This is a genomic window from Chromohalobacter moromii (assembly GCF_023091865.1).
Lineage (GTDB): Bacteria > Pseudomonadota > Gammaproteobacteria > Pseudomonadales > Halomonadaceae > Chromohalobacter > Chromohalobacter moromii.
In genome coordinates this window covers 361,483-384,297 of record NZ_JAHXDI010000003.1, presented here as the reverse complement: position 1 = coordinate 384,297, position 22,815 = coordinate 361,483, and the positions used below count along the sequence as shown (strand labels likewise).

Annotated in this window: 23 protein-coding genes; 6 read left to right on the top strand and 17 right to left on the bottom strand. The window is 60.2% G+C overall.

Going from position 1 to position 22,815, the window contains the following annotated elements:
- Positions 1–66: 66 nt before the first annotated feature.
- From atpD to erpA, 16 genes are all read right to left on the bottom strand, one after another.
- The gene (gene atpD, locus KZO83_RS11850; protein WP_247620963.1) at positions 67–1,443 is read right to left on the bottom strand and encodes a F0F1 ATP synthase subunit beta; all 1,377 of its coding nucleotides are present in this window, start codon (positions 1,441–1,443) and stop codon (positions 67–69) included.
- A gap of 87 nt (positions 1,444–1,530) precedes the next feature.
- Positions 1,531–2,406 (bottom strand): F0F1 ATP synthase subunit gamma, encoded by an 876-nt coding sequence (atpG, locus tag KZO83_RS11845; protein WP_247620962.1) that lies wholly within the window; start codon positions 2,404–2,406, stop codon positions 1,531–1,533.
- Positions 2,407–2,472: 66 nt separating this feature from the next.
- A complete protein-coding gene (atpA, locus tag KZO83_RS11840) occupies positions 2,473–4,017 on the bottom strand; it encodes a F0F1 ATP synthase subunit alpha (protein WP_247620961.1) in 1,545 nt (514 codons plus the stop codon).
- Positions 4,018–4,033: 16 nt separating this feature from the next.
- Entirely contained in the window at positions 4,034–4,570 is a 537-nt protein-coding gene (locus KZO83_RS11835; protein WP_247620960.1) for a F0F1 ATP synthase subunit delta, read from the bottom strand.
- Positions 4,571–4,581: 11 nt separating this feature from the next.
- Positions 4,582–5,052, bottom strand: a complete 471-nt coding sequence (locus tag KZO83_RS11830) for a F0F1 ATP synthase subunit B (RefSeq protein ID WP_178998886.1) — start codon at positions 5,050–5,052, stop codon at positions 4,582–4,584.
- A 65-nt stretch (positions 5,053–5,117) separates the two neighbouring features.
- Positions 5,118–5,366 (bottom strand): F0F1 ATP synthase subunit C, encoded by a 249-nt coding sequence (atpE, locus tag KZO83_RS11825; RefSeq protein WP_011508579.1) that lies wholly within the window; start codon positions 5,364–5,366, stop codon positions 5,118–5,120.
- A gap of 52 nt (positions 5,367–5,418) precedes the next feature.
- Positions 5,419–6,282 (bottom strand): F0F1 ATP synthase subunit A, encoded by an 864-nt coding sequence (gene atpB / locus KZO83_RS11820; RefSeq protein ID WP_178998885.1) that lies wholly within the window; start codon positions 6,280–6,282, stop codon positions 5,419–5,421.
- A 16-nt stretch (positions 6,283–6,298) separates the two neighbouring features.
- A complete protein-coding gene (locus KZO83_RS11815) occupies positions 6,299–6,697 on the bottom strand; it encodes an ATP synthase subunit I (protein WP_247620959.1) in 399 nt (132 codons plus the stop codon).
- 227 nt (positions 6,698–6,924) lie between these two features.
- A complete protein-coding gene (locus tag KZO83_RS11810) occupies positions 6,925–7,848 on the bottom strand; it encodes a ParB/RepB/Spo0J family partition protein (protein ID WP_178998883.1) in 924 nt (307 codons plus the stop codon).
- 40 nt (positions 7,849–7,888) lie between these two features.
- Positions 7,889–8,656 carry a ParA family protein gene (locus KZO83_RS11805; protein ID WP_247620958.1) on the bottom strand — a complete coding sequence of 256 codons (768 nt, stop codon included), beginning with the start codon at positions 8,654–8,656 and terminating at the stop codon, positions 7,889–7,891.
- A gap of 50 nt (positions 8,657–8,706) precedes the next feature.
- Entirely contained in the window at positions 8,707–9,333 is a 627-nt protein-coding gene (gene rsmG, locus KZO83_RS11800; RefSeq protein WP_247620957.1) for a 16S rRNA (guanine(527)-N(7))-methyltransferase RsmG, read from the bottom strand.
- Positions 9,330–11,225 (bottom strand): tRNA uridine-5-carboxymethylaminomethyl(34) synthesis enzyme MnmG, encoded by a 1,896-nt coding sequence (mnmG, locus tag KZO83_RS11795; RefSeq protein ID WP_178998880.1) that lies wholly within the window; start codon positions 11,223–11,225, stop codon positions 9,330–9,332. Before mnmG ends, rsmG begins: the two co-directional genes overlap by 4 nt.
- Before the next feature lie 606 nt (positions 11,226–11,831).
- The gene (locus tag KZO83_RS11790; RefSeq protein WP_248287119.1) at positions 11,832–12,602 is read right to left on the bottom strand and encodes an amino acid ABC transporter ATP-binding protein; all 771 of its coding nucleotides are present in this window, start codon (positions 12,600–12,602) and stop codon (positions 11,832–11,834) included.
- Positions 12,603–12,612: 10 nt separating this feature from the next.
- A complete protein-coding gene (locus tag KZO83_RS11785; protein ID WP_178998879.1) occupies positions 12,613–13,284 on the bottom strand; it encodes an amino acid ABC transporter permease in 672 nt (223 codons plus the stop codon).
- A 124-nt stretch (positions 13,285–13,408) separates the two neighbouring features.
- Positions 13,409–14,197 (bottom strand): transporter substrate-binding domain-containing protein, encoded by a 789-nt coding sequence (locus KZO83_RS11780; RefSeq protein ID WP_247620956.1) that lies wholly within the window; start codon positions 14,195–14,197, stop codon positions 13,409–13,411.
- A 140-nt stretch (positions 14,198–14,337) separates the two neighbouring features.
- Entirely contained in the window at positions 14,338–14,691 is a 354-nt protein-coding gene (gene erpA, locus KZO83_RS11775) for an iron-sulfur cluster insertion protein ErpA (protein WP_040240244.1), read from the bottom strand.
- Between the two features lie 263 nt (positions 14,692–14,954).
- On the opposite strand from erpA, the gene KZO83_RS11770 reads away from it, so the two are divergent.
- The 6 genes from KZO83_RS11770 (at position 14,955) to KZO83_RS11745 (ending at position 21,650) form a co-directional block, all read left to right on the top strand.
- Positions 14,955–16,670: a chloride channel protein gene (locus tag KZO83_RS11770; protein ID WP_247620955.1), complete on the top strand. Its 1,716-nt coding sequence runs from the start codon at positions 14,955–14,957 to the stop codon at positions 16,668–16,670.
- A 61-nt stretch (positions 16,671–16,731) separates the two neighbouring features.
- Positions 16,732–17,163 carry a protoporphyrinogen oxidase HemJ gene (gene hemJ, locus KZO83_RS11765; RefSeq protein WP_247620954.1) on the top strand — a complete coding sequence of 144 codons (432 nt, stop codon included), beginning with the start codon at positions 16,732–16,734 and terminating at the stop codon, positions 17,161–17,163.
- Entirely contained in the window at positions 17,163–17,987 is an 825-nt protein-coding gene (thiD, locus tag KZO83_RS11760; protein WP_247620953.1) for a bifunctional hydroxymethylpyrimidine kinase/phosphomethylpyrimidine kinase, read from the top strand. The genes hemJ and thiD overlap by 1 nt, the downstream gene beginning before the upstream one ends.
- Entirely contained in the window at positions 17,984–18,640 is a 657-nt protein-coding gene (gene thiE, locus KZO83_RS11755; RefSeq protein WP_247620952.1) for a thiamine phosphate synthase, read from the top strand. Before thiD ends, thiE begins: the two co-directional genes overlap by 4 nt.
- Positions 18,641–18,744: 104 nt before the next feature.
- The gene (gene hemL, locus KZO83_RS11750) at positions 18,745–20,034 is read left to right on the top strand and encodes a glutamate-1-semialdehyde 2,1-aminomutase (protein ID WP_247620951.1); all 1,290 of its coding nucleotides are present in this window, start codon (positions 18,745–18,747) and stop codon (positions 20,032–20,034) included.
- A 50-nt stretch (positions 20,035–20,084) separates the two neighbouring features.
- A complete protein-coding gene (locus KZO83_RS11745) occupies positions 20,085–21,650 on the top strand; it encodes a bifunctional aminoglycoside phosphotransferase/ATP-binding protein (RefSeq protein WP_247620950.1) in 1,566 nt (521 codons plus the stop codon).
- Between the two features lie 170 nt (positions 21,651–21,820).
- Here KZO83_RS11745 and KZO83_RS11740 read toward each other — a convergent pair whose 3' ends face one another.
- The gene (locus KZO83_RS11740) at positions 21,821–22,504 is read right to left on the bottom strand and encodes a LuxR C-terminal-related transcriptional regulator (RefSeq protein WP_040240230.1); all 684 of its coding nucleotides are present in this window, start codon (positions 22,502–22,504) and stop codon (positions 21,821–21,823) included.
- Positions 22,505–22,815 lie beyond the last annotated feature (311 nt).

Sequence of the window (22,815 nt, the reverse complement as noted above, 5' to 3'; positions counted from 1 at the left end):
GGAAGCGTCGGGCCCGGCGCGCCTCACGTGGCAGCGCCGGCCCTGCACTCCCTAATGGGCATGGCCTTACTTCATGTTGTTGGCTTTCTCGACGGCTTCGTCGATGGTGCCAACCATGTAGAAGGCTTGTTCGGGCAATTCGTCGTACTCACCATCGAGGATGCCCTGGAAACCACGGATAGTCTCCTTGAGAGAGACGTACTTGCCGGGCGCTCCGGTGAACACTTCGGCGACGAAGAACGGCTGCGACAGGAAGCGCTGGATCTTGCGCGCCCGTGCCACGGTGAGTTTATCTTCATCGGCCAGCTCGTCCATCCCCAGGATGGCGATGATGTCCTTGAGTTCCTTATAGCGCTGCAACACGCCCTGCACACCGCGCGCGGTGTTGTAGTGCTCTTCGCCGACGGTCAGCGGATCGAGCTGGCGCGAGGTGGAATCCAGCGGATCGATCGCCGGGTAAATACCCAACTCAGCGATGGAACGCGCCAGTACCACGGTGGCGTCCAAGTGCGAGAAGGTGGTCGCCGGTGACGGGTCGGTCAAGTCGTCCGCGGGGACGTAAACCGCCTGCACGGAGGTGATGGAGCCCGTCTTGGTCGAGGTGATGCGTTCCTGCAGCACGCCCATTTCTTCCGCCAGTGTCGGCTGATAGCCCACCGCGGACGGCATACGGCCCAGCAGTGCCGACACCTCGGTACCCGCCAGGGTGTAACGGTAGATGTTGTCGACGAACAACAGCACGTCACGCCCGTCGTCACGGAACTTCTCGGCGATGGTCAGCCCCGTCAGAGCCACGCGCAGGCGGTTCCCGGGCGGTTCGTTCATCTGGCCATAGACCAGCGAGACCTTGTCGAGAACGTTGGATTCCTGCATCTCGTGATAGAAGTCGTTACCTTCACGGGTACGCTCACCGACACCGGCAAAGACGGAGTAACCGCTGTGCTCGGTGGCGATGTTGCGGATCAGCTCCATCATGTTGACGGTTTTGCCGACCCCGGCACCGCCGAACAGGCCGACCTTACCGCCCTTGGCGAACGGGCAGACCAGGTCGATGACCTTGATGCCCGTTTCCAGCAGCTCTTCAGAAGCCGCCTGCTCCGCATAGCCCGGCGCCTTGCGGTGGATCGGCATGCGCTCGTCTTCGCCGATCTCGCCGGCTTCGTCGATAGGCTCGCCGAGCACGTTCATGATGCGACCCAGCGTGGCCTTGCCCACCGGCACCGAAATCGCTGCCCGCGTATTGGCAACGTCGAGGCCGCGCTTTAGGCCTTCGGTGGTGCCCATGGCGATGGCACGCACGACGCCGTCACCCAGTTGTTGCTGTACTTCCATGATGGTCTCGGTGTCGGAGACCTTCAGCGCGTCGTAGACCTTGGGAACTTCGTCCCGCGGAAACTCTACGTCAATCACCGCGCCGATGATTTGTACGATACGTCCGCTCATGTTGGTTCCTCTAATACCTGCAAATGAAACCTGTTTCGCCTGGACCCCGAGGCAACCCATTTGGGGGCCTCGGTGGGACCTGCGTCATCATACGGCGGCGGCGCCGCCGACGATCTCCGAAATCTCCTGGGTGATCGCGGCCTGACGGGCCTTGTTATAGACCAACTCCAGATCATCGATCAGATTGCCGGCATTGTCGGTCGCGTTCTTCATCGCGATCATTCGTGCCGCCTGCTCGCAGGCCGCATTCTCGACCACAGCCTGGTACACCTGGGATTCCACATAGCGCACCAGCAAATGATCGAGCAGGGTCTTGGCGTCCGGCTCATACAGGTAGTCCCAGCTGCCGCTGGCACGTGTCTCTTCTTCGTCGTCATCCGCCTCGGCGACCAAGGGGAGCAACTGTCGCACGATAGGCTTCTGCGTCATGGTGTTAACGAACTCGTTATGCACCACGTAAAGCCGATCCAGTTGTCCCTCATCGAAGGCCTTCAGCATGACGCTGACGCTCCCGATCAAGTCATCGACGGCCGGGGCCTCGCCCAGACCGCTTTTGCCCGCCACCAGATTGCCGCCATGGTTGCGAAAGAACACATTGGCCTTGGACCCGATGGCCGCATAATCGACCTCGACGCCCTGTTCATGCCAATACTTGGCTTCGCGCGTCACGGCCTTGAACACATTGACGTTCAGGCCGCCGGCCAGACCGCGGTCACTGGAGACCACGATATACCCCACGCGCTTGACCTCGCGCTCGATCATGTACTCATGACGATATTCAGGGTTGGCCTTGGCAATATGGCTCACCACGCGCCGGATCAGCTTGGCGTATGGTTGGCTGGCCGTCATGCGCTCTTGTGCCTTGCGCATCTTCGACGCAGCGACCATCTCCATGGCGCTGGTGATCTTCTGCGTGTTCTTGATGCTCCCGATCTGGGTGCGAATCTCTTTTGCAGCTGCCATCTCGATCTCACCCTCTTGCGAGCCGCTCAGCCGGCATGCCGGCCCGGTCTATCACCGGGCCTGGCATCACCAGGTCTGAGTGGACTTGAACGTCTCGAGGCCGGACTTGAGGCCCTGCTTGATGTCGTCGTCGTAATTGCCGGTCTGATTGATCTTGTCCATCAGTTCGGCATGCTCGGATTTCATGTACGCCTGCAGCGCCTGCTCGAAATCCAGCACCTTATTGACCTCGACATCTTCCAGGAAGCCTTCGTTGGCGGCATACAGCGTTACCGCCATTTCGGCCACCGACATCGGCGAATACTGATTCTGCTTCATCAGCTCGGTGACGCGCTGTCCGTGTTCAAGCTGCTTACGGGTCGCTTCATCGAGATCCGAGGCGAACTGCGAGAAGGCCGCCAGTTCACGGTACTGCGCTAGCGCCAGACGTACGGTCCCACCAAGCTTCTTGATGATTTTGGTCTGCGCCGAGCCACCCACACGCGATACCGACAGACCCGCGTTGATCGCCGGACGTACCCCGGAGTTGAAGAGGTTGGTCTCGAGGAAAATCTGGCCGTCGGTGATCGAAATCACGTTGGTCGGCACGAATGCCGAGACGTCGCCGCCCTGGGTCTCGATGATCGGCAATGCGGTCAACGAACCGGTCTTGCCTTTGACCTCACCGTTGGTGATCTTCTCGACATGATCGGCATTGACGCGCGCGGCACGCTCGAGCAGGCGCGAGTGGAGATAGAAGACGTCACCCGGATAGGCTTCACGGCCCGGCGGACGGCGCAGCAGCAACGAGACCTGACGATAGGCCACGGCTTGCTTGGAAAGATCGTCATAGACGATGAGGGAGTTTTCACCGCGGTCGCGGAAATACTCGCCCATGGTGCAGCCGGAATACGCCGCCAGGAACTGCATCGGGGCTGGATCGGCCGCGCCGGCAGCCACCACGATGGTGTGTTCCATGGCACCGTGTTCTTCGAGCTTGCGCACCACGTTGGCAATGGTCGACTGCTTCTGGCCAATGGCCACATAGACGCAGGTGACGCCCTTGCCTTTCTGGTTGATGATGGTGTCGATGGCAATCGCCGACTTACCGATCTGGCGGTCGCCGATAATCAGCTCGCGCTGGCCACGACCGATCGGCACCATGGCATCGATGGACTTGAGGCCGGTCTGGATCGGCTCGTCGACCGACTGACGAGTGATGACGCCCGGGGCGACCTTTTCCACCGCGTCGGTCATCGTCGTGCCAAGCTCGCCCTTGCCATCGATGGGATTACCCAGCGCATCGACCACACGGCCGATCAGTTCCGGGCCCACCGGCACCTCGAGAATACGACCGGTGCACTGCGCGGTCATGCCTTCTTCGAGTTGCAGATAATCCCCCAGCACTACAGCACCCACGCTGTCGCGCTCGAGGTTGAGCACCATGCCGAAGATGCTACCGGGGAATTCGATCATTTCGCCGAACATCGCATCGGCGAGACCATGGATCTTCACGATACCGTCGGAAACGCTGACGACGGTACCTTCGTTGCGGGCTTCGGATGCGACATCCAGCTTTTCGATACGCTGTTTGATGATGTCGCTGATCTCGGAAGGATTCAGTTGCTGCATGCCATGTCCCTCGAACTCAAGCGGAAAGTGCGTCACGTAGACGGTTCAATCGACCGCGTACCGAGCCGTCGATGACGGTGTCGCCGGCACGTAGGATCGCGCCGCCCATCAGCGCACGGTCCACCTGAGTGGTAATGGAGATTTCGCGGTTGAGACGCTTCTTCAGCGCAGTCGCGAGCTTGTCCTGCTGTGCGGCATCCAGATCGAAGGCGGAGACGATGGTCACATCCACTCGCTTCTCTTCTTGAGCGCGCAGCGCGTCGAACTGCTCGGCGATCGCCGAGAGGGCGGCAAGCCGCCCGTGCGAGCCAACGGTACGGAGAAAGTTGCAAAGCGACTCGTCGAGTTCGCCGCAGACATCGAGCAACAACTCGATTTTCTGTTCTTGAGACAGTTTCGGGTTGCCCACTACCTTGGCTTTGAACTCAGTGTTAGACACTACTTGTGCCACTGTCGCCAGCTGTCCGGACCAGGCTTCAAGCGCCTGCTGGTCGCGCGCATACTCGAACGCCGCCTTGGCGTACGGGCGAGCTACGGTAGACGTTTCAGCCATGCCTCACCTCCTCAGAGCTCGGCCGCGAGCTTGTCGACCAGCTCACGATGCTTGGCTTCATCAATGGAGGAGTCGAGGATGCGCTCGGCCCCCTGAATGGCGAGTGTCGCCACCTGGGTCCGCAACTCTTCCTTAGCGCGCTGCGTCTCCTGCTCGATCTCGCCGCGAGCGCTTTCGATCATGCGCTCCCCTTCGAGACGGGCATTGTCACGCGCTTCCTCGATCATCTGGTTGGCCCGCTTATGGGCTTGCTCGATGATCTGGGCCGCCTGCTCCTTACTCTCCTTCAACTGCTCGGCTGCTTGCTCCTGAGCCAGTTCAAGGTCGCGAGTCGCACGGCTGGCCGCATCCAGGCCATCGGCGATCTTTTTTTGCCGCTCCTGCAGCGCCTGCATGACCGGTGGCCATACAAACTTCATGCAGAACCAGACGAAGACCGCGAAAGCAATGGCCTGACCGATCAGGGTTAGGTTCAGATTCACGCCAGCACCTCTCGCTTCACAAGTTTGGGGTTAATGTCACCGTGGCCTTGGGCCGAACGGCGAAGTTAACCGACAAACGGATTGGCGAAGGTGAAGAACAGCGCGATACCCACACCGATCATGGTCACGGCGTCGAGCAGACCGGCGACGATGAACATTTTCACCTGTAGTTGCGGAATCATTTCCGGTTGACGTGCCGCACCTTCGAGGAACTTACCACCGAGGATGCCGAAGCCGATGGCGGTGCCCAATGCACCCAGGCCGATCAGCAGGGAGACGGCGATAGCGGTCATGCCCAGAACTTGTGCTTCCATGATTGACTCCAGTTTATTTCAAGGTTTAAGGGGTTGGGGTTGAGAAAACCGGTTAATGCTTTTCCGTCGCCATGCTCAGGTAGACGATCGTCAGCATCATGAAGATGAACGCCTGCAGCGTGATGATCAGAAGGTGGAAGGTCGCCCACGCGAAATGCAGAGGCAACTGCCACAAGCCAATCATGGCGATCAGGATGAAAATCAGCTCGCCCGCGTAGAGGTTGCCGAACAACCGCAATGCCAGCGACACGGGTTTGGCCAGTAGCGTCACTGCTTCCAGCAGGAAGTTGGCGGGAATCAGCAAGGCCTGGACGAACGGATTCGAGGCGTTGAACGGGTGCAGCGTCAGCTCGGCTATGAAGCCGGAGAAGCCCTTTTCGCGAATGCTGTAGAAGATGATCAAGGCGAAGACTGCCAGCGACATGCCCAGCGTGGCGTTGACATCGGTGGTCGGCACGACCTTGAAGTAGACATGTGCGGGATCGGCCCCGAACCAGGCACCGATCTTCTGCGCCAACATCGGCAGAAAGTCCACCGGCACCAAGTCCATGAGGTTCATCAAAAAGATCCAGCAGAAGATCGTCAGCGACAGCGGCGCGATCAACTTGCTCTTGCCGTGAAACGTCTCACGAACGGAGTTATCGACGAACTCGACCATCATCTCGACAAAGTTTTGCAAGCCACTCGGCACACCGGTGGTCGCGGACTTGGCAACCATGCGGAACAGCCACAGGAACAAGATTCCCAGGCCGATCGACCAGCCCATGGTATCCAGGTGAATGGCCCAGAAACCCATTTCTTGGGCTTCCTGCGCGGAATGTGCCAGCCCCAACCCATGCTCCGGGTGCAACCCGAAAGTCATGTTCTGCAGGTGGTGCTGGATGTACTCCGTAGACGTCGGGTTGTTGCCTGCCATTGAGTAAGCCTCGAGTTCAAGTGCGCGACGGTCGATGCAACAGCCAGGGTCCCAGCCAGTGCGCCAACTGCGTCACCACGTAAGCGCCAAAGAAGAAAGCGGGGTTTGAGGGAGGCACGGCTACGAATACCACTATGAACAATGCCGCCGTCAAACCGAACTTACCGGCCTCGGCTCGGTAGAAACTGTTTACGATGTTGCGCGCTTGCGACGCTCCCTGATGACGAAAGGTCTGCCAGGCAAAGAAAACATTAGGCAACCAGGCAACTAAGCCACCCAATAATGTTGATAATGCCGCTTCAGGCGTATGCCAGATCAACGTGGGTGCCGTCATTCCCAGTGCCATGCACAACTGCAACATCAGCAAGGGGAACAGTCGAGGGCCCTTGAGCCTGGCCGGTGCCGCTTTATGCATGGCGTCGGTCTTGCCGTCCTCTTGTTGCTGGTGTCGTCACCCGGACAAATCTTGGCGGATTATAGGGGAGGGTCTAGTGGCCTTCAACAGAACATGGGCCGATTTAGCGCGATCTGTCAGCTCGTTACCACTAAAGGGGCACGAAAAGACGATAAATAACGTTAACGCGCTAAACGTTGACTGCGGCATTTTGTCACACTAGCCGCTCATCGCGCGGCTGTCTCCCGTCATTGAATATGCCCCAGAATACCGTCCAGTTCGTCGAGACTAGTGTAGCGAATGGTGACACGCCCCTTGCCGGAGGCCCCGTGCTGGATCTTGACCGGTGCGCCCAGCAGTTCGGCGAGACGCGTTTCGAGCCGTGCCACATCGGTATTGCCCGACGCGCTCGGCGCAGGCTTGGCAGTCTCTTTGCCGCTGGCGTTCTGCTTGGCCAACGCCTCGGTCTGGCGCACGGTTAGATCGCGTTCGACGACTTCACGCGCAATGCTACGCTGACGCGCGGCGGGAAGCGTCAGCAGGGCACGTGCATGCCCCATGTCCAGGTCGCCGCGCTCTAGCAGGGTCTGCACTTCCTCGTCGAGACTCAAAAGACGCAGTAGGTTCGCCACTTGCGCGCGCGATTTGCCCACCGCATCGGCCACCTGCTGTTGCGTGAGTTCGAAGTCGTCGAGCAGACGCTTCAGCGCCGTGGCTTCTTCCACTGGGTTGAGGTTTTCACGCTGGATGTTTTCGATCAGCGCCAAGGCGAGGGCGGCCTCGTCGCTGACTTCGCGCACCACGGCGGGGATGACGTCGAGCTCCGCCAATTGCGCCGCCCGCCAGCGTCGTTCGCCGGCGATGATCTCATAGCGAGACTCGCCCATCGGTCGAACCACGATGGGTTGCATGACGCCCTGGGCACGAATCGAATCGGCCAGTTCCTCGAGCGACTCCGGCTGGATATCGCGCCGTGGCTGATACTTGCCTCGACTCAGTTGTCCCAACGGCAAGCGCATCAAGCGCTCGTGCTCCTCGCTGGCAACCGGGGCCTGAGCGGGCTCCAACACGACGTCGCCGTCGATGGCGTCATCGCCGAGTGTATCGCGTTGACGCGCGCCTGCACCGATCAAGGCATCCAGGCCGCGTCCCAGTGCGCGTTTGCGCGTCATAAGTATTCCCTCGATTCGTCTCCCACTCGCCTGGGACGCATCATAGCGCCAGGCGGCGGATCAGTTCCTTGGCCAACACCCGATGGGCCTGGCTCCCACGCGACAGGCGCGCATACTTGGTCACCGGCAAGCCATGGCTCGGCGCCTCGGCGACGCGAACGTTGCGCGGAATGGTCGCCTTGAGCAAGGTATCACCGAAATATTGGCTCAATTGCTTGCTGACGTCGCGCGTCAGGCTATTGCGGGCGTCGTACATGGTGCGCACGATGCCGAACACCTCCAGCGACGGGTTCACGCTGGCCTGGATCTGTTCGACGGTATCCAGAAGCGCCGAGAGCCCTTCCAGGGCATAGAATTCGCATTGCAGGGGAATCAACACCCCGTCCGCCGCGGTCAAGGCATTGACGGTCAGCATGTTGAGAGACGGCGGACAGTCGATGATCACCACGTCGTAGCTGGCCGCTGCGCTGCCCAGGGCCTCTCCTAGACAACGCTCACGACCGTCGCGGTCGAGGAGGTCGACCTCGGCGGCGGTCAGGTCGCCGTTGCCAGGCAGCAGGGCATAGCCAGCGTCGGGGCAGTCGAGGATGACCTCGCTGGCACGTCGTCCCTCGAGCAATACCTCGAGCACGCTGCCATCGAGTTCGTGCTTGTCGATGCCACTGCCCATGGTGGCATGTCCCTGGGGATCGAGGTCGACCAATAGGACCCGCCTGTCCAGCGCGGCGAGACAGGCCGCGAGATTGACCGCGGTGGTGGTCTTGCCAACGCCCCCCTTCTGGTTGGTCAAGGCGATTATCTTGGTCACGATCGACTCCCATTATCGACAACGCCCGAAAACGGCAGCGCTGGTGGCATTCAACTATGTCGCAGGCGCACGAGCACACGTTGCGCCTCATCGCCCGGCACCGCCAGCAGGCGGTTTTCAACGAGTGTCACCTCGCTCGGCAAGGCGGCAAGCTCCGTCTCCACATCACGCCCCTTCATCGCCAACCATTCGCCATCCTCGGCCAACAAGGGGCGCGTTAGCGTGAGGAAGGTCGCCAGATCGGCGAAGGCCCGCGATACGATCTGATCGAAACCGCCATGCTCGAAGGTTTCGACCCGCGCTTGCACCGGCGTGACGTTATCCAGCCCCAACTCTAGAATGGCCTGGCGCTGAAAGCGTACTTTTTTGCCATTGCCGTCGAGCATGGTAACCATCAAGCGAGGATCGAGGATCGCCAATACCAAGCCAGGCAATCCGGCGCCCGCGCCGACATCGAGCAGCGTCGGACCGCGCACGGCGGCCGCGATGCTGGCGCTATCGAGCAGATGGCGGGTGACCATCTGCTCAGGATCGCGTACCGCGGTGAGGTTATAGGCGCGGTTCCACTTGTGCAACAACGCGAGCAACGCCAACAGGCGTTCACGGGCAATGGCATCGACCTCCACCCCGAGCGCGGCGAGACCGGTATCGAGGCGTGTTTCACAAGCTGGGGTCATGCGTTGGCCGCCTGAAGAGACTGTTCATCGATCAGGCGACGCTTCTTGAGATGTACCAGCAATAGCGACACGGCCGCCGGGGTGACACCGGAGATACGTCCCGCCTGCGCCAGCGTCTCAGGTCGCGCAGCCTCGAGCTTCTGACGGATCTCGTGGGAGAGGCCGTCGATGCGTGCGTAGTCCAGATCTTCGGGCAGACGCAGTGTCTCATGGCGGCGCAGACGCTCGATCTCGTCTTGCTGACGCGCGATGTATCCCTGGTACTTGGCCTGGATCTGGACCTGCTCGGCGACGCTGGGATCGAGCGCAGGCGCCTCGTCGTCGAGGTCGGCATGCGTCAGTTCGGGACGCTTGAGTAGATCCGCAAGGCGATATTCGCGAGCCAACGGCTTGTCGAGCTTGCTTGACAGGCGCTGGGCCAGCTCGCTCTGGGGTTGTACCCAGGTATCCCGCAAGCGTTCGGATTCGCGAGCAATGGCCTCGCGCTTGGTGGAAAAACGCTGCCAACGCTCGTCGTCGACGAGCCCCAGTTCCCGCCCAATCTCGGTGAGACGCAAGTCGGCATTATCCTCGCGTAGCAGCAAGCGATGCTCGGCCCGCGACGTGAACATGCGGTAAGGCTCCTGGGTGCCCATGGTGATCAGGTCATCGACCAGCACCCCGAGATAAGCCTCGTCACGGCGCGGTGACCAGGCATCCTGCCCCTGGGCGCGTCGTGCGGCGTTGAGCCCGGCCAGCAAGCCCTGGGCGGCAGCTTCCTCGTAACCGGTGGTGCCGTTGATCTGACCGGCGAAGAACAGGTTGTGGATAAATTTGGTTTCCAACGAGTGACGCAGATCGCGTGGATCGAAGAAATCATATTCGATGGCATAACCGGGACGCGTGATGTGCGCGTTCTCGAAGCCTTTGATCGAACGCACCACCTGGAACTGCACGTCGAAGGGCAGCGACGTCGAGATCCCGTTGGGATAGAGCTCGTGGGTATCGAGGCCTTCGGGCTCGACGAAGATCTGATGACTCGATTTGTCCGCGAAGCGGTTCACCTTGTCTTCGATGGACGGGCAATAGCGCGGCCCGACGCCCCCGATGACGCCGGAATACATCGGCGAGCGTTCGAGATTGGCGTGAATGATCTCGTGGGTACGGGCGTTGGTATGCGCGATGTGGCAGTTCATCTGGCGCGGATGCTGCTCGCGGTTGCCGAGATATGACATCACCGGGGTCGGCGTATCGCCCGGTTGGGTCTCGAGTACCGAGAAATCCACGCTTTTGGCATCCAAGCGCGGCGGCGTTCCGGTCTTGAGCCGATCGACGTTGAATGGCAGGGCACGCAGGCGTTGTGCCAAGGCGTTGGAGGACGGATCCCCGGCCCGCCCACCGGAGTGATTGTCCAACCCGATGTGGATAACGCCGCCGAGGAAGGTACCCGTGCACAGCACCACGCTCTCGCCATAGACCCGGATACCCGTCTGCGTAACGACGCCTCGCACCGTATCGCCATCGACGATCAAGTCGTCAGCGGCCTGTTGGAAGAGCGTCAGATGCGGCTGGTTTTCCAGTTGGCTACGAATCGCGGCCTTGTAGCGGACGCGATCGGCTTGGGCTCTAGTGGCACGCACGGCGGGACCCTTGCGGGCATTGAGTACACGGAACTGAATGCCGCCGAGATCGGTGGCATGCGCCATGGCGCCGCCTAAGGCATCGATTTCTTTGACCAGATGGCTCTTGCCAATCCCACCGATGGCGGGATTGCAGGACATCTGGCCGAGCGTCTCGATGTTATGCGTCAGCAATAGCGTCTGACAGCCCATGCGAGCGGCAGCCAGTGCGGCTTCGGTCCCCGCATGGCCCCCGCCGATGACGATGACATCAAAGCGGTCTGGATAATCCACGTTACACCTCGAATCGCAGCGTATGGCTGCGGTCGTGCATGTCGGCAAGCTTCATCGTCAGGCGATGAAGCTTGGCAAATAGCCGGACAGTATAAACCCCTTGTGAGTAACCGTCAGGGTTTTCCACACATGGATTGCCAGTGGGTTGGCTCCTCATCGGGTCTCTTATTAATAACAATATAGAATTTAAAAGAAGTTCTGTTGTTGTTGTTATTACTGGTATCGGAAAAATCTGGGGATAAGTGGAAAAATTCGAGTGTTGAAAGCTTGTTACGCTGTTCACTCTTGATCGGAAAAAGCGCCAACAGCCTGCGCGGGAACGGGGGATGGCCTGTGGATGGAAGGGGGGCTTATCCACACGCCAGATCGTTCACTACTTGTCCCCAGGCACATACCAGGGCTTCGCCCATAGTGGTCAACATTTGTCGGCGTTGCCTCTTAACCCCCGCATGACGGGGCTGGTGACGAAAATGAGCGGGTTATGACATCAATGTTATGCACAGGCAAAAAATCGCCCTGTGAATGTGGAAATGAAGCGCGGCGACCCTTGGAGGTCGCCGCGTGATCGTGAGGTGGGAGCGTTATTTGATGTTCGAGAACAAAAAGCTAGTGCTTGAGAACGCGGGAGAGGAAAGCTTGGGTGCGTTCGTGGTGAGGGTGATCGAAGACTTCTTGTGGCGTGCCTTCTTCGACGATGCGCCCGTCATGCACGAAGATGACGCGATCGGCGACCTCGCGTGCAAAGCCCATCTCGTGGGTCACGATCATCATCGTCATGCCTTCATTGGCCAGTTCACGCATGGCATCGAGTACTTCGCCGATCATTTCCGGGTCGAGAGCCGAGGTGGGTTCATCGAATAGCATCAGCCGCGGTTCCATGGCCAATGCGCGTGCCAAGGCGACACGCTGCTGCTGGCCCCCGGAGAGCTGGCTAGGATACTTGTCGGCTTGATTGCTGATGCCCACGCGATCGAGCAGTCGATCGGCGATTTCCCGGGCCTTGGCGTTGTTGAGCCCACGTACTTTCTCCGGCGCCAGCGTGACGTTGGCATGCACCGACAGGTGGGGAAACAGATTGAATTGCTGGAAGACCATTCCGACCTCGGTACGGATGGTCTGCAACGATTTCCCGCCCTTGCCGTGCGGTGTGAGTTCGTTGCCATCGACGACGATGCGTCCCGACTGGAACTCCTCGAGGCCGTTGACACAGCGAATGAGCGTCGATTTGCCGGAGCCGCTGGCACCAACGATGACGACTACCTCACCGGCGGCGATCTCGAGGTCGATATCCTGCATCACGTGCAGGCTACCGAAATACTTGTTGACCTTCTCCATCGTGACGATCGGAGCGGTGGAATCTTGCTGACTGTCATTCATGATAGGCGCCTCATTGTCCGACCAGGCCCTTGCGCTCGAGCAGGCGCAAGGCGAAAGAGAGACTCAGGGTGATCGCCAGATAGAGCAAGGCGACCATCAAATAGACCTCGAGCGCGGTGAAGGTGGTCGCGATATAGACCTGGCCCTGGCGCACCAGCTCGCCCACACCGATGACCGAGAACAGCGAAGTGTCCTTGATGCTGACGATGCCCTGGTTGCCGAGCGCTGGAATCATGCGACGTAGCGCCTGGGGCCAGATGATGTAGCGGAAGGTATCGGTTCGTGACAGGCCTAGCGATAAGCCGGCCTCGCGCTGGCCCTTTTCGATGGATTGCACGCCGCCACGCACGATTTCCGAAATATAGGCACCCGCGTTGAGGGCGATGGCGGCGATACCGGCGACGACGGCGTTGATCGGGCCACCGAGGAGTTGCGGCAAGCCATAGAAGATGAACAGCACCTGCACGAGCACCGGAGTGCCACGGAAGATCTCGATGTAGACCGTGGCGGGCCAGCGTAGTAAGCGCAGCGGACTGATGCGTAGAAGGCCAAAGATGATACCGATCAGAAAGCCGATGGCGAGACCACCGAACGAGATCAGTAAGGTCCAGGGAATACCAGTGAGCAGATGCGGGAGGGAGGCGATGGCCGCCTGCCAGTCGAACTGGAAGTTGACGTCCACGAAGGTGTCTCCAGGGTCGTGCCTCGGCGTACGTGCGCGCTGAGGCGACGACGCTTACGGTGGATGATGAGCCATGAAAAGGGGCCGGGTGCATGCCCACCCGGCCCCTAAAGGATCGTCGTATTTATTCGGCGTCAGGTGCCTTGCCGAACCACTTTTCGTAGATATCGTCGTAGGTGCCGTCTTCACGCATCTCGCTGAGCGCTTCGTTGGCGGGTTCTACCCATTCGCTGCCCTTGGCGAAGGCGATGCCGTATTGCTGGCCTTCATACAGTGGCCCGACCACCTTGGCCTTGCCTTTGCCCTTGGTCTCGGCGAAATAGCCGACATTGGGCGCATCGTAGAATACGGCGTCGACACTGCCGCCCATGAGAGCCATGTACATGTCGGAACTGCCGGGGTACGGGGTGATTTCGGCGTCGTCACCGAGTTCTTCCTGAAGGTAATCGTAACTCGTGGACCCGATTTTGGTGCCGATACGCATGCCTTCGAGATCGTCGAGTTCCTCGACGTCGTCGTTGCTGCTGGGGACCAGGATGCGCAGACCGCTGTCGTAGTACGGATCGGAGAAATCGACGATCTCACCGCGTTCATCGGTAATGGTGATCCCCGCGATGGCGATATCGACGTTCCCGGTCTGCACGGCGGGGATGATGCCGTTGAAGTCCATGGTGTTGAGATCGATGTCGAAGCCGGCACGATCGGCGATGGTGTTGATGATGTCGATGTCGAAACCGACCATTTCGCCGCTATCCTCGTCCATCATCTCGAAGGGTACGAAGCTGGGGTCGGTGGCCACGGCGAGCGTGGGCGTATCCTGGGCGAGAGCGGCACCGCTGGTGCCCAGTGCCAGAGCCAGGGCGGAAAGACGTAGTGGCAGACGTAGTGGCAGACATAGTGGCAAGTGTTTCATAGCGTTCCCCGTTTACTGTTGTTGATGGGACCGGCTCTACATTGACGAGTCCCGGTGGGGGCGTCAAGTAGAGAGAAGGGGAACGCGAAGGGAGAGAAGGGGCATCCGCGTGACGGACGCCCGAGGCGCTGCATGACCGCTCAGACGGCGAACGAGGCACCGCAGCCGCAGGTAGATGTGGCGTTGGGGTTCTTGATGATGAAGCGCGCCCCGGCGAGGCCTTCCTCGAAATCCACCGTGGAGCCGACCAGATATTGATACGAGAGCGCATCAATGATCATCGACGCACCGCCATGTTCGATGACGGTATCCTCATCGCCGACATTCTCGGCGAAATCGAAGCCGTACTGGAAGCCCGAGCAGCCCCCACCGGTGACGTAGACACGCAGTTTGAGACCCGGCTTGCCCTCTTCCTCGACCAATACGCCCAGACGCTGGGCGGCGGCATCGGTCAAGTACATGGGCACCGGGACGAACGATTCAGCCCCGCTCATGGGTGACCTCCTTAATCCATCGTGTGGCTTATGGCTTCCCATTATCGTGAAAACCAAGCAAAACGGTCAACTTTGTATTGCGCTGAAGGCGCTGCCTACCGCCCTTCGCTAAGGTGTATGATAGAAAATACGCTATGTCAGGTTGCCATGGCGACACCGGGGCGTGGCCATGCCGCGCGCCATGACCTCGGTGGAATTATCCGGTCATGGGGAGATACGGTGTGCCTTTGCGTCGGTTTCGACCACCGCTCAAGCGGCCCAGTATGGAAGTTTTTCGTCGCCGCTTGGCAAGCGTCGATGCATTGCCACAGTTATGTGTGCTGGGGGTCCTTTCGGGGCTTCTGACCGGCGGTTTGATGGTCGTATTTCGCGGCGCACTGGAGTTTGGGGCGTTGGCCTTCATGCCGGATGGCGACCCCGAGGCTTTCGAGCGACTCGCAGTACCGCTTCGCGTCGTGTTGCCGTTGATCGCCGTGGCACTGATCGGTTTGTGGCTGTGGCGTATGCCGACGAGCGCCGGCAAGATCGGCATCGGCCATGTCATCGAACGGTTGACTTATCATCAGGGCAAGATGCCGCTGCGCAACTGGATCACCCAGTGGTGGGTTGGGCTAGTGGCCCTGCTGGGCGGTCTTTCCGCAGGGCGCGAGGGGCCTGCCATTCATCTTGGTGCGGCGGCGTCGAGCTGGATCGGCCAGACCATGCGGCTGCCCCACAATAGCTTGCGCGTGTTGGTGGGATGCGGCACGGCAGCGGGTATCGCCGCGTCGTTCAATACGCCGATTGCTGGCGTCATCTTCGCCATGGAAGTGGTGATGATGGAGTACACCATCACCGGTTTCATGCCGGTGATTCTGGCCTCGACCACGGGTGCCGTTGTGTCGCAGTTGGTTTACGGTTCCCAGCCCGCCTTCTCGGTGCCCAGCGTGCAGTTGGCCTCGTTGTTCGATCTACCCTGGATTGCTGTTACGGCCGTATTGATCGGGCTGGTGGCCGGTGGCTTCGTGCGTTTTGCCAGGCCTGCAGTGTGGCAGAAGCGCCTACCCATGTGGGGTCGATTCCTGGCGGTGGGCGTTGCGGTGGCGGCACTGGCCTGGTGGTATCCCCAAGTCCAGGGCATGGGCTACGATTCGCTGGAGCGCATTCTCGTCGGCCAGCCGACGCTGGATGTGTTGATCGCCGTAGCGTTCGGCAAGCTAGCGCTGACGGCACTGGCCATCGCCTTCGGAGTCCCGGTGAGCATCATTGGGCCGATTCTGGTGGCGGGGGCGGCCCTGGGGACGTTGTGCGGACTGTTATGGGCCACACTGATGCCGGAGTTGGCCTCGTCGCCGACGGTGTTCTCACTGCTGGGCATGGCCGCCATGATGGGGGCCGTCCTGCAGGCGCCCCTGGCGGCGTTGATGGCGCTTCTGGAGTTGACGCACAATTCGAGCATCCTGCTGCCAGGCATGCTGGCGGTGGTCATTGCGGTGCTGGTGGCGCGTCAGGGGTATCACTGCTCGGGTTTTTTCATCTCCACGCTCGATAATCAGGGTCTGCATCCCTTGCAGCGCCCCTTGATGCAAGCCTTGTCACGGGTCGCGGTGCCCGCCGTCATGGAACGGAGCGTGGCGCGGGCTCCGCGCGTGTTGTCGCGGTCACAGGCTCAGGAATTGCTGGCCGGCAAACCCACTTGGCTGGTGGTCTCGCGTGAGGACGACAAACCCCCGGTGGGGCTCAAGGCCGCCGGCTTGGCGCGGCTCATGCTCGACGAGAAATGGCAGGACGAATCCCGCTTCGACCTGTTGGAAATCCCCGGTCAGCGTGTCGATCTGGCGCCCATTTCCTTGCAGGCAACGCTCTCGGAGGCTTTCGAGCAACTCAACAAGTATGGCGTCGATGTGCTCTACGTCGAGCACACCACGGCGCCGCTCATTCGTAAGATTTCGGGTATCATCACCCGCGACGCCATCGAGAACTACTACCGTAACAAATGACTCCGGCACTGCTCCGCAGCATTTTTCAGCAAGAACGTAGGACTAGCATTAAGGAATCGCCATGTATCATTGGATCTTATCGCTGCATCTGGTTGCCGTCATGACCTGGTTCGCGGCGCTTTTCTTCCTCCCCCGCTTGTTCGTCTATCATGCTCAGGCGCGCGATCATGGCGATGAACAGGCGATGGGCTACTTTCAGCTCATGGAAAGGCGTCTCTACAAGGGGATCATGTTGCCGGCGATGATCGCGGTGATCGTTTTTGGGGGGCTGCTGATCTATCTGGTGCCGAGCGTCCTGAGTAATGGCTCGTTTCATGTCAAACTGCTGCTGGTCGCGTTATTGATCGGCTACCATCATGTTTGTCTGGCCTACCTCAAGCAGTTCGCGGCGGAGCGTTGCCAGAAGAGTTTGAAATTCCTGCGTATCTTCAATGGCATACCCATCCTGCTGCTGCTCGCCATCATCCTGCTCGTCGTCTTCCAGCCGTTTTGATGGCGACGCCAAGATTGCCGGCGGTGCTAGTGCTTGCTGGTCACGATCCCACTGGCGGTGCGGGGTTGACCGCCGATGCCGAAGCCATCCGCGCCTGTGGTGGCTGGCCATTGACCGTACCCACAGCGCTGACGGTGCAAACCACGCGTGACGTACAGCGCGTCATGCCGTGTTCGCGCGAAAGCATCGAAAGCGCTTGCGAGGCTTTGTTTGCGGATATCGAGATCAGCGCCATCAAGGTGGGGCTGATCGCCGATCGTGCGTCCCTCGAAGCGGTCATCGCCGTGGTGAGCGCGCATCCCCATTTACCGTTGGTCGTCGACCCGGTGATGCGTGCCGGTGGCGGCGGTGCACTGACGCCGGACGACAACATGGCGATGTTCTGCGAACGTCTGCTTCCGCTAGTGGATATCTTGACGCCCAATCGCCAGGAACTGGCGCGTCTGAGTACGGCTTCCGGCAGCGAGGTTGACCGGGTGGTCGAACTGATGTCGCTGGGCGCGCAGGCGATTCTGGTCACCGGTGCCGATGCTTGGGAAGATGAGATATCCGTGCGCGATGAGGTTGTCCACACCCTGCATACCCCCGACAATAGTCGCCAATGGCGTTGGCCACGCTTAGCGGGCGACTACCATGGATCGGGATGTACCCTGGCGGCTTCGCTAGCCGCGCGCCTGGCGTGTGGTGAATCCTTGATCGAAGCATGTAGCCAAGCCCAGCGAGTGGCGTGGGATAGCTTGGTGCATGCGCAACGTCTCGGGCACGGACAGGCGTTACCCGATCGCTTGTGGCGATTGCCGCCCTTCGAGAGCGAGACGACATGACGGCGGATTGGACGCAAGGCATTTACGCCATTACCGATGCGACGCTGCTGCCGGATGATGAGCGTTTGTTCGCGGCTTGCGAGCGCGCCTTGAGCGCGCGTCCAGCGTTGCTGCAGTACCGGGACAAGTCGGCGGATGCCGATAAACGCTGGCGCCAGGCCGCGACCTTGGCGGGATATTGTCACGATGCCGGGGTTCCGCTGATCGTCAATGACGATATCGCCCTGGCGGTGCGACTGAGCGCGCGTTTCGGCCCCCTTATCGGGGTGCATCTGGGGCAGCAGGATGGCGCGTTGGATGCCGCGCGCGAGGCCCTGGGGCCCGCAGCGATCATCGGCGCGACCTGCCATGCGCGCTTGGATCTGGCTGAGCGCGCGGCGGCCGAAGGGGCCAGTTACCTGGCTTTCGGGCGTTTCTTCGCTTCGCGCACCAAGCCCGAGGCGCCACCGGCGCCCTTGACGCTGCTCGGCGATGCAGCGCGTTTCGGCCTGCCGCGTGTGGCGATCGGCGGACTCGACGTCCACACTATGCGTCTAGCCAGGGAGGCTGGCGCGGAGTTGCTGGCCACGGTGCATGCGGTCTTCGGCGCTGACGACCCTTCCATTGCCATCAAGGGACTGCAGGCAAGTCTCACCGAGGTGGCGCGCCACTGAATTATCCACAGGTTCGAGCGGAGAGTTGTTCGACCTGTCCAGAGATTTATCCACACTTTCTTTCAGCGACACGTTATTTTAGCCAAACACAGCCAGAGGAAGTCATGACCACGTCCGCACAACTCTTCGAGCAGGCTTGCCGTCACATCCCCGGCGGTGTGAACTCACCCGTGCGCGCCTTCAAGGGCATGGAACGTGCCCCGGTATTCGTGGAACGTGCCCAGGGCGCTTATCTCTACGATGTCGAAGGCCAGCGCTACATCGATTATGTCGGTTCCTGGGGACCGTTGATCACTGGCCACGCGGATCCCGATGTGCTGGGCGCGGTACGCGCGCGACTCGACGATGGGTTGTCCTTCGGCACGCCGACCGCCATCGAAACGCGCATGGCCGAGCTGATCTGCGACATCATGCCGTCCATCGACATGGTGCGCATGGTCAACTCGGGCACCGAGGCCACCATGTCGGCGATTCGCCTGGCGCGCGGTCATACCGGGCGCGACAAGATCGTCAAGTTCGAGGGTAATTATCACGGTCATTCCGACTCGTTGCTGGTCAAGGCCGGTTCCGGCGCGCTGACCCATGGCGAGCCCAGCTCGCCCGGCGTGCCGGCGTCCCTCGCCGAGCATACCGTGACGTTGCCCTATAACGATCTCGAGGCGGTACGCGCGTGTTTCGCCGAGCTGGGTGACGAGATCGCCGGCATCATCGTCGAGCCGGTAGCGGGCAACATGAATTGCATCCCGCCGCAGCCTGATTTCCTCAAGGGCCTGCGCGAGATCTGCGATGAGCATGGCAGCGTGCTGATCTTCGATGAGGTGATGACCGGTTTTCGCGTGGCGCTGGGTGGGGCTCAGGCGCATTTCGGTGTGACTCCGGATCTTACGTGCCTGGGCAAGATCGTCGGTGGTGGCATGCCGGTCGGCGCTTTCGGCGGGACGCGCGAGCTGATGGAGCAAGTATCGCCTTTAGGACCGATCTACCAGGCGGGTACGCTGGCTGGCAATCCACTGGCCATGGCCGCGGGGATCGCACTGCTCGAAAAGATTCGTGAACCGGGCTTCCACGATACGCTCGGCGAACGCGTGACGACACTGTGCGATGGTCTGGAAGCCCGAGCGGACGCGGCTGGCGTGGATTTGATCACCCAGCGTGCGGGCGGCATGTTCGGCGTTTTCTTCACGGCCCAGCGGCGTGTCGATAATTTCGCTCAGGCCACTGCCTGCGATGCGGATACCTTCCGGCGCTTCTTCCTGGGTATGCTTGAAGAAGGCGTGTATCTGGCACCTTCGCCGTTCGAGGCAGGTTTCATGTCGAGCGCACACACGGCAGCCGATATCCAGACGACCCTGGATGCCGCCGAACGGGTACTGGCGACACTGGGACAGGCCTGATATAGCGGGTGAACGATGCAATGCAACGACAGGATGCGGGAGAACGCTCAGTGAGCCAGGTATTGATCGAGGCATTGCGCCAAGGCAAGGAATTTGGACACTCGGTCGGGGAGATCGAGGTGTTCGAGACCCATATTTCCTGGGTCATCCTCACTGGCGACTATGCCTACAAGATCAAGAAGCCGCTGGATTTCGGTAGCTTTCTGGACTTTTCGACTCTCGAAAAGCGGCGTCGGCTCTGCGAGCAGGAAGTGCGTCTCAATCGGCGGCTAGCCCCGGCGCTGTATCTGGAGACGGTGCCCATCAGCGGTACGCCCGAGGCGCCGCGACTGGATGGCAGTGGCACGCCGTTCGAATATGCCGTCAAGATGCGCCAGTTCAGCAACCGCCACCTGTTCAGCACCCTGCAAGTTAGCGGTGAGCTTTCGGTGGAGCTGCTCGACGACCTCGTCGATCAGTTGGTGGCATTTCACGAAGACGCGCCGCGTATCAGCGGCGATAGTCCGTTGGGGTCGCCGGATACCGTGCGCCGCACCTTGGACCGCGAGTTTCGCCTGATCGAGGCGCGGCTCGACGACACCCAGGCACGCGAACGCCTCTCGCGACTCGAGACGTGGAGCCTGGACAGCTTCGCGCGACTCGAGCATGAGTTCGAGCGGCGCTGGCGCGAAGGCTACGTGCGCGAGATCCACGGTGACATTCACCTTGGCAACGCGGTGCATTTCGAAGGCCGCGCGCTGCTCTTCGACGGCCTGGAGTTCAACGCCGAACTGCGCTGGAACGATGTCGGCTGCGAGCTGGCGTTCTTGTTGATGGATCTCGAGGCGCGCGGTGAACAGGCCTTCGCCAATCATGTGCTCAATCGCTACCTGGAACTCTCCGGCGATTACGAGCTGGTGCGCCTGCTTGCCTATTACAAGCTTTATCGGGCGCTGGTGCGGGCCAAGGTGGCGATGCTGCATTACCATCAACCGCAATTGACGCCTGACGAACGCCAGGAAGTGTACGCTGAGTACCAGCATTACATTGCTTTGGCCGAGCGTTACAGCGAGTTTCGTTTCCCGTATCTGATCGTTGGCGTGGGGGTCTCGGGTAGTGGCAAGAGCCGTTTCACCGGTGAGATGGTGCAAAGGCTGGGCGGTGTGCGAGTGCGCTCCGACATCGAACGCAAGCGCCTGTACGGCTTTGAGGCCCAGGCCAGCACCGCCGATGGTGCCGATATCTATACCTCTCAGGCCACTGTACGTACCTATGCTCGCCTCGCGGAGCTGGCGGGGATCTTGCTGGAATCAGGGCTGCCGGCGTGTGTCGATGCCACCTGCTTGACACGCGCTCAGCGCACGCAACTGTGCTTCGAAGCCGAACGTCGCGGGTTGCCGGTGTTGCTGGTGAGTTTCGAAGCGGATGAAGCGACCCTGCGCGCGCGCATCGAAAGGCGTGCCCAGCGCGGTGGGGATCCCTCCGAAGCGGGGCTCGAGGTACTCGAAAACCAGCTGGCACGTTTCGAACCCTTCGCCGATGATGAGCTGAGTCATCTGGTCCATCTCGATACCACGGCACCGGATGCCAATCGCACCCTAGTGTCGATGATTCAAGAGCGTATCCAGCTCAATTGAGACGCCGTCGTCGCCATGTAGCGGCGGCGTCATGGGCCTGTCATGTCCCCCCTTTATGCTAAAGGAGTGGTTAGGGTCGTCACGTTGCCGCATGTCGTGTGGGCGATGTGAATCTCGTGACATTGCGCCGCTCTTTTGGGAGCGGCGCTTTTTTTGTCGATACCGTCGGGTCATGACGTGCGCGCCTTGCGGGGGCTGCGCAGCGAGACCATAGGGGGGGCACCGAGGTTCTGGCGTGCCCAGTTCATGGCCTGAATACGGTTGTGAACCTTGATCTTGCGGAAGATGTTGTAAAGATGCGACTTGACGGTATGCTCGCTGACGAAGAGCTGATCGGCGATTTCGGTGTTGGACGCGCCGGTGCCCAGCAGGCCGATGATTTCCAGCTCGCGGTGGGTCAAGCCACATACCGGACGATACGCGTTGAGCTGTTGGCGGCGATAGAAATCGATCAGACGTGTCATGAGGTTGCGTGACATCCACAGATCGCCTTCGAGAAGCTTGGCGATCCCCTTGCAGATCAGCAGCAGATTGTCCTGGCGATAAAAGACGCCCTGCAGATGCAGGCTGATCAGAAGTTCCGCCGCATGCTCATCGTCACGCAGGTTGAAGGCCGCGAGGATCATCTCCGGGCTTTCACTGGCGCGGCTGTTCCATAGATGCATGCAGTTTTCGTCGACATGGTCGGCATCCAGCAATACCACGACCTTGCAATCCGTGGGCGGCTCGAAGCTTTCTTGGGTGCTCAGCGCCGAGACCTGGCAATCGAGCTGCTGGCGAATGTAATCGATGAACAGCTGCGACTGCGGATTGCAGTCAGTGACCATCAGAACCCTTGTATTGTCCATGCTCATGCGTTTCATCCCGGTGTTGTGTGAGCCATTATCAGTGGCATCTCCCGACTTTCTCATGGCCGGTTTCATGCCGAATTGCCTTCAAGCCTTATCCGAGACACGCCTTTTGTAAATAGACAGTAATCCCGGTATCTTAAAACTTAAAAGAATATAATCTTTATATTTTATAACTTTTATTAATTTTATAGTCGCATCAAGTGGTTGGATGGGGCTCGCAAGTATTCCGATGAGCACGGCGTGGGTGGGGGCAGAGAAATTTCAGTCATGCCGCTCATTTATATTAGGCAAATAGTGACTCAAAAGTATGAGAA

Bases quoted from the DNA above. Each gene is read 5' to 3' on its own strand.
- atpD (WP_247620963.1), bottom strand. From the start codon at position 1,443: ATGAGCGGACGTATCGTACAAATCATCGGCGCGGTGATTGACGTAGAG.
- atpG (WP_247620962.1), bottom strand. From the start codon at position 2,406: ATGGCAGCTGCAAAAGAGATTCGCACCCAGATCGGGAGCATCAAGAAC.
- atpA (WP_247620961.1), bottom strand. From the start codon at position 4,017: ATGCAGCAACTGAATCCTTCCGAGATCAGCGACATCATCAAACAGCGT.
- KZO83_RS11835 (WP_247620960.1), bottom strand. From the start codon at position 4,570: ATGGCTGAAACGTCTACCGTAGCTCGCCCGTACGCCAAGGCGGCGTTC.
- atpE (WP_011508579.1), bottom strand. From the start codon at position 5,366: ATGGAAGCACAAGTTCTGGGCATGACCGCTATCGCCGTCTCCCTGCTG.
- atpB (WP_178998885.1), bottom strand. From the start codon at position 6,282: ATGGCAGGCAACAACCCGACGTCTACGGAGTACATCCAGCACCACCTG.
- KZO83_RS11815 (WP_247620959.1), bottom strand. From the start codon at position 6,697: ATGCATAAAGCGGCACCGGCCAGGCTCAAGGGCCCTCGACTGTTCCCC.
- KZO83_RS11810 (WP_178998883.1), bottom strand. From the start codon at position 7,848: ATGACGCGCAAACGCGCACTGGGACGCGGCCTGGATGCCTTGATCGGT.
- rsmG (WP_247620957.1), bottom strand. From the start codon at position 9,333: ATGACCCCAGCTTGTGAAACACGCCTCGATACCGGTCTCGCCGCGCTC.
- KZO83_RS11790 (WP_248287119.1), bottom strand. From the start codon at position 12,602: ATGAATGACAGTCAGCAAGATTCCACCGCTCCGATCGTCACGATGGAG.
- KZO83_RS11780 (WP_247620956.1), bottom strand. From the start codon at position 14,197: ATGAAACACTTGCCACTATGTCTGCCACTACGTCTGCCACTACGTCTT.
- erpA (WP_040240244.1), bottom strand. From the start codon at position 14,691: ATGAGCGGGGCTGAATCGTTCGTCCCGGTGCCCATGTACTTGACCGAT.
- KZO83_RS11770 (WP_247620955.1), top strand. From the start codon at position 14,955: ATGGAAGTTTTTCGTCGCCGCTTGGCAAGCGTCGATGCATTGCCACAG.
- hemJ (WP_247620954.1), top strand. From the start codon at position 16,732: ATGTATCATTGGATCTTATCGCTGCATCTGGTTGCCGTCATGACCTGG.
- thiD (WP_247620953.1), top strand. From the start codon at position 17,163: ATGGCGACGCCAAGATTGCCGGCGGTGCTAGTGCTTGCTGGTCACGAT.
- thiE (WP_247620952.1), top strand. From the start codon at position 17,984: ATGACGGCGGATTGGACGCAAGGCATTTACGCCATTACCGATGCGACG.
- hemL (WP_247620951.1), top strand. From the start codon at position 18,745: ATGACCACGTCCGCACAACTCTTCGAGCAGGCTTGCCGTCACATCCCC.
- KZO83_RS11740 (WP_040240230.1), bottom strand. From the start codon at position 22,504: ATGAGCATGGACAATACAAGGGTTCTGATGGTCACTGACTGCAATCCG.